Here is a 4,552-nt window from a genome sequence, read left to right as displayed (position 1 = left end):
GCCGCAAGGGCGATTTCGAACCGGTGAAGCGCCCCGGCACGCCGGCGTCCCGGTGACGGAGGCGCCCCTGGGGTTGCCTAGGGATTGCGCGCGAGCGGGACGGCGAGACCCACGGTGGCGGAGGCGCCCCTTGGCGGGGTTGCCAAGGGGGGAATCCGGGTGGGATGGCCCTCGGGAGACGCGGATTGGGGGTGCCGAAAGGCGCCCCGGGATGCTCCGGTCGGGATGGCAGCGGGACGGCGAGCGAAGCCAGGGTCGCGGCCCCGCCGAACGCGGTCCGTCAGCCGCGGGGATCGGCGTGCGGGTCCGGCGCCGCCACCAGGCCGGCGGACAGGATGCGCCCCGCCGGAGGCCAGGCGCGGACGACCTCGGACCGCCAGGCATAGACCGCCGATCCGACGCCGACGATCAGCAGCAGCGACGCGACCCAGGCCCCGACCAGCAGCGGGCTGCGGGGCGTGGCGGGCGGGGGCGGCGCCGGCGCTTCGCCCAGGGCGACGATCGCCGCCCCCTCCGGCGGTTCGGGCCCCGCGGGTGCGGGAGTTGTCTCGACCGCCGCGGCAGGCGTGTCCGCGGGCGCCAGCTCCGGCTCGTCCACGACGGTCCATTCATGGCCGCAGGCCCCGCACCGGACGACCCGGCGGGACCCCAGGCGGCGGCCGGGAACAAGGTAGGCGGCGTGGCAGGACGGGCATTCGAGGTTCATGGCGGCACGTTTCGGCGGCAGGTCTATAGAGCGTGTATAACAGATACGACACTAAACTAAAAGTTGTATCGCCACCTCCGCTCACAGAGTCCGAAATGGCAAACCCGCGCGCGTTTGAGTAAACGATGCCCCATGCGCCGATTCCCCCTCCCCTGGACGCCCGTGGCCGCCCGTCTGCCGAGCCGCGCTTCGAGGTTCGGCCGGCGTCGAGCCTGAGCGGGCCATGCGCCGCCTGGCCATGCGCCGCCTGGGTTGGATCGCGAAGCGGCTGCTGGCGATCGCCGCCGTCGCCGCGGCGGGGGGATTCGCCTGGTTCGCCCACATGACGGCCCAGCCGGCGCCGCCCCTGCCCGCCTACGTCGACGGGATCGTGGCCTTGACCGGCGGGCCGGGCCGGGTGGAGGCCGCGCTGCACCTGCTCGCCCAGGGCCGCGCCCATCGGCTGCTGATCACCGGGATCGGCGGCGGCACCGACCTTGCCGTGCTGGGCCACGTGGCCGGCATGGACCTTGCCCCGCTCGCCTCGCGCATCACCCTGGGGCGCTACGCCGCCTCCACCCGCGGCAACGGGGTCGAGACCGCGGCCTGGGCGCGGGAAAACAAGATCCTGACGCTGGCCGTGGTCACCGCCGGCTACCACATGCCGCGCGCATTGCTGGAATTGCGTTCGGCGCTGCCAGGGGTGAGACTGTATCCGCTGCCGGTTCAACCCACCGAACAGGGCCTCGCGGTCTGGGGGCCCCGGTTGAAACTGGACCTGGAGGAGTACGCCAAATACCTGTTCACGCTCTCGGGCCTGTCGGTCTGGCTCCCGCGGCGGGAGAGCGGGCAGGTCCCGCCTGCGCATCCGACCTCCGCCCACCCCGGTCCCGCGCATCCGAAAGCGGCCGGATGATCCTGGTCCGCTCGGCGCTGTTCAACGCGGTGTTCTTCGCGCTGACCTTCATCCTGGTCTGGCCCGCCGCCCTGACCGCCCTGGTGTCGGCCGAGGGGCTGCTGGGCATCGTGCGCCTGTGGGCGCGGCTGCTGGTCGGCGCCGCGCGGGCGATCTGCGGCATACGATTGCATGTGACGGGCCGGGAGCACATCCCGGACGGCGCCGCGCTGATCGCCTCGGGCCACCAGTCGGCCTTCGACACCTTCGTCTGGTTCACCCTGGTCCCCGACTGCTGCTACGTCCTGAAGCAGGAGTTGACGAAGATCCCCGTCTTCGGTCCGCTGATCCACGTCGCCCGCCAGATCCCGATCGACCGGGACGCCGGGCCGGCGGCGATCCGCGCCCTGCTGCGCGCGGGGACGGAGGCGCTGCGGGCGGGACGCCAGGTCATCCTCTTCCCCGAGGGCACCCGCAGCGAGCCCGGCACCGTCGGTGCCCTGCAGCCCGGCATCGCGGCGCTTGCGGCGCGGTCGGGCCAGGCGGTGATCCCGGTCGCGACCGATTCGGGGCGGTGCTGGAGCCGCAAGGCCTTCGTCAAGCGCCCCGGCACGATCACCATCGCGATCGGCGCCCCGATCCCGGCCAGCCTGCCGCGCGAGGCGATGCTGGACGCCCTGCGCGCGCATTTCGCCTCCCTGGAGGCCCCGGCTCTGCAGAGGACGGCAGAGGGGGCGCCAAAGGGGGCCACAGAGGGGCCGACAAAGGGGGCGGCAGCGGCACCGGAACGTGGTTTGTCAGCTTGACGTCCGGCGTGGAAATCCCTGTGGATAAGTCTGTGCAGGAAACTGGCGGCGGCCGGCCGCGTTATCGAAGGACGTCTCAGAAATTATTGTTTATAAAGGATAAAGTGAAAGACATTACCAGGTTGTATCGGGTTTTTCGTCTGGGGATGAAAGAGCCGACTCGCGCAAAGGTTGTATTCGCCGAGCGAGATTCAAGCGAGCCCGTCCGGACGCCGCCATGAGCAGGCGCTGGTACCTATACGTCGTCGTAATCCTGGCCATCGTGCTCGCTGGCGGCGACGCTGTCTACTGGAACTGGGCGGCTTCGCGCATGCGTGACGGACTCGATGCCTGGATCGCCGACCGCACGGCCGAGGGCTGGCATATCGAGATCGGCGCGCGCTCGATCTCCGGCTGGCCGGACGCCGTCACCGGACGGCTGACCGATGTCCGCATGGATTACACTCCGCCCAGTGGCGCCCCAAGCGGACAGCCCGGAGGCGGGAACCCCGGAGGCGGGCAGCCCGGCTTCCTGCCGGTGCCGCTGCGTTTCGCCGCCGCCGAGGTCCGGCTGGACCTGGCGCTCTACCGGCCCACCACGCTGACGGTGGCGCTGGGCGGGGAACAGCGCCTCGCGGTGGCGGACGCCCCGCCCGTCCTGCTGGCGGAGGACGCGCTGGAGGCGCACCTGCCCCTGACCGGACCGCCGGGCCACGATGTCACCGTCACCGGCCGCGGCCTGCGGGTCGAGCCGGCGACGCGGGCCTGGGTGGCGCACGTGGCCCAGGTCGACGGGCGGGCGAGCCTGGCCGAACCGTCCGGGATCGACTTCCTGTGCGCTGCCTCCGGCATCGACCTTCCGCCCCGCTTCAAGTATCCGCTGGGTCCCAAGATCAGCGACATCGCGGTCAACGGGACGCTGAACGGACCGTTCCCGGCGGGCCGCACGCTGGCCGATGCCGCCGGCGCCTGGCGGGACGGCGGCGGTTCCCTGGAGGTCAGGCACGCCGCGGTGGATTGGGGCCCGCTGTGGCTGCGGTCCTCGGCGACGCTGGCGCTGGACGACCAGCTTCAGCCCATGGGCAGCGGCAGCGCGAAGGTCAGCGGCTATGACGAGACGCTGGACCACCTGGCCGCCGCGGGCGTCCTGTCGCGTTCGGCGGCGACGGTGGCGAAGGCCATGCTGTCCCTGCTGGCCGGGACCGGGACCGGCGGCGCCCCGGCCGAGGTCGAGGTCCCCCTGACGCTGCAGTACCGCACGCTGTCGATGCGGCAGGTGCCACTTGTGAGACTGCCGGAACTCGACTGGTCGCAACCATGATGCTATAAGGGCAGCATGCGAAAGGCGATCCAGATCCTTCGAATTAGCGGCCCGGCTGCCTAGCAGCCGGGGAGATCCCGTTTTTTCGAAGCCTGATCCGGAGTGAGTCCTTATGTCCGCCCTTCTTGCGTCCTCGCCCGTGCCGGCGAGCCTTTCGTCCCCCGAACGACTGTCCGTCCGCTTCCTGCTGGACGCCGATGCCTGCCCCGGCCTGCTGCCGCGCCTGCTGCAGCCCTATGCGAAGCGGGACCTGGTGCCCGACCGGATGTGGTCGCATCTGGCGGGGGAGACGATGCATGTCGAGATCGCGATGGAGGCGATGCCGTCGGACTACGTCCACCTGGTCGAGGGCAACCTGCGCCAGGTGGTCGGCGTGCGGACCGTGTCCCGTGTTGTGAAGCCTTGCCTGCGTGAGGTCGCCTAGGGGGGCGGCCTTGGGGGGCAAACGCGGCGGCTTTCTGGCCCCCTGGGAATCCCCCCCTTTGAGGGGATTGTGTCTTTTGCAAGCGCGGTTGCTATGGGTGGCTTTGTAACCTTCCGCTTAAAGCGCAGCGGTGCCTGAAGCGGACATTCGTCCGAGGCTGTCTTGGACTGAAAGCGGAATGGCAGCTATCGAGGCGCGATCTTACGGAGTAAATATTCATTCGGTCCGGTTACCCCGCGAGTCCTGCATAAATCTTGCCAAACCGTCGCGTTGTGCCAGGAGGCGAGGCGAATAGGACGGAAGTGAAGGAGAACCACGGCAAGTGTGCAGAATGGAATGTAAAATGAGCGTTTGAGGGCTAACCGATGAGGCATTGTAGCGTCAGACTGGAGCGAGCGGATGGCGTGGACGAAGACTGATGATGGCTCGATTGTGGATCAAG

At 69.9% G+C, this 4,552-nt stretch carries 5 protein-coding genes; 4 read left to right on the top strand and 1 reads right to left on the bottom strand.

Translation table 11 applies throughout. The features are described from left to right. Positions 1-280: 280 nt before the first annotated feature. On the bottom strand, positions 281-706 hold the full coding sequence (locus VHB27_RS18505; protein WP_325603245.1) for an MJ0042-type zinc finger domain-containing protein: 426 nt from the start codon (positions 704-706) through the stop codon (positions 281-283). Between the two features lie 223 nt (positions 707-929). Between VHB27_RS18505 and VHB27_RS18500 the strand changes: the two genes are divergently transcribed. From VHB27_RS18500 to VHB27_RS18485, 4 genes are all read left to right on the top strand, one after another. Beyond that, on the top strand, positions 930-1,601 hold the full coding sequence (locus VHB27_RS18500) for a YdcF family protein (RefSeq protein WP_325603243.1): 672 nt from the start codon (positions 930-932) through the stop codon (positions 1,599-1,601). Then, positions 1,598-2,386: a lysophospholipid acyltransferase family protein gene (locus tag VHB27_RS18495; protein WP_325603241.1), complete on the top strand. Its 789-nt coding sequence runs from the start codon at positions 1,598-1,600 to the stop codon at positions 2,384-2,386. Before VHB27_RS18500 ends, VHB27_RS18495 begins: the two co-directional genes overlap by 4 nt. A gap of 217 nt (positions 2,387-2,603) precedes the next feature. Then, complete coding sequence (locus VHB27_RS18490; RefSeq protein WP_325603239.1) at positions 2,604-3,686, top strand: DUF2125 domain-containing protein; 1,083 nt, start codon at positions 2,604-2,606, stop codon at positions 3,684-3,686. A gap of 112 nt (positions 3,687-3,798) precedes the next feature. Further along, positions 3,799-4,110 (top strand): hypothetical protein, encoded by a 312-nt coding sequence (locus VHB27_RS18485; RefSeq protein WP_325603237.1) that lies wholly within the window; start codon positions 3,799-3,801, stop codon positions 4,108-4,110. Positions 4,111-4,552 lie beyond the last annotated feature (442 nt).

It is taken from the genome of Rhodopila sp. (assembly GCF_035548235.1).
In the GTDB taxonomy this organism is placed as follows: Bacteria; Pseudomonadota; Alphaproteobacteria; order Acetobacterales; family Acetobacteraceae; genus Rhodopila.
The sequence above is the reverse complement of the archived record's forward strand: the minus strand, read 5'-3'. Positions and strand labels throughout refer to the sequence as shown.